Raw genomic sequence first — 1,308 nt, forward strand, 5'->3', positions numbered from 1 at the left:
GCTCGAACTGCGTTTGCTGCGCCGGCGGCAGCGTCTCGCGCATGTTGTCGAACGCCTGATTGATGCGGGCCATCTGACGCCGCATTTCCAGGGGGGTCTGCGCCATATCCAAATCTCCTATCAGTGCGTTCAATTCTCTCATACCGGGATGGGACAGGAAAGACGTTTGCGCCGGCTGGTCGGCTCCGCGCTGCCCGGCAGGTCGTGCCTGTCCCGCCCCGGCTCGATGGTGATGGAACTGACGAATGGTGTTGCCGATCGACTCGGCCGCTGTAAGCGCCTGACCCACCACGCCAACCGCGCGCATCGCAGTGACGGTCTTTTGCCACGCGGCCGCGATTGTATCACCGTTGGCGACAAGCGCCTGCTGATCGATCCGGCGCTGCCGTTTGGCCTCAACCCGCTCGATCGTCTTTGCGCTGACTTGATAGCGAGGATCACGCTGGGCCCGGCTATAAGCTCCGGCATGCTCCTTTGTGAAGGGCCGCGTCATCGCGTGATCCATCCGCCGCGTCGCGACCATCGCAATGCCGTTCTCGCGTGCTTTCTCCGCAAACGTCTCGCGCCAGGCCAGGAGATCTGGCTTGTAGAACTTCAGCCGCTCACCGTCGGCTGACCGTGCCTGCACCATCGCATGGATATGAACATGCTTGGTGTCCTTGTGATGCGCCAGGGCGAATTTGTATCCCGGCGCGCGCTCCTCGATCACGGCGCGCGCCGCAGCCATGACGGCGTTGGCGTCGGTGCCGGCCCTCGCCGAAAAAAGCAGGTGATAGGCATTGCGGCGCTCACGGCCTGAAAGCTGGGGACGCCATTGTTCATAGACCGACGCCGCTGCCTTGGCGGGGTTCTTTATTCCCCGAACTGGTTCGCCATTCGCATGGCGAACTTGCCTGTGCGTACGGATGAACTTCTGCAGGAAATACGTCGCTTTGCGTTCATGGCCGACGGCGGCGGTCACCTCGGCTGTAGCCGCAACGCCGGATGCAGCCATGCCCTCGGACAACCGCGCCTCTATTCTGTCGAGCGCCTTGCTGCGTGAATTCTCCCGGCGGCCCGCGAGCACCTTGGCAAGGGGCGCCGCGCGTTCATCGGTGTGCGCGTAGACCTCCACGGTCTGGCCGTCCCGCGCATAGACGAATGGCTTTGACCCAAATGCCTGGTTCAGCCCCTCGCTCAATGCATTGTCAGTAACCTCGCCCGTCAGTTCGAAACGTACTTCAATAAAATTGGTATTTTCCAGCGGCGGTTCGAATGTCTCGCAAAAAGTCTCCAGGAATGCCTTTTGCGCAGCGCTCGTCGCAAGGA

At 61.8% G+C, this 1,308-nt stretch carries 1 protein-coding gene; it reads right to left on the bottom strand.

The window, feature by feature from the left end:
- A partial coding sequence (locus tag EOA32_RS37270; protein ID WP_145971518.1) for a relaxase/mobilization nuclease domain-containing protein occupies nt 1-1,308 on the bottom strand: 1,308 nt, incomplete at both ends.

Source organism: Mesorhizobium sp. M1A.F.Ca.ET.072.01.1.1, assembly GCF_004023325.1.
In the GTDB taxonomy this organism is placed as follows: domain Bacteria; phylum Pseudomonadota; class Alphaproteobacteria; order Rhizobiales; family Rhizobiaceae; genus Mesorhizobium.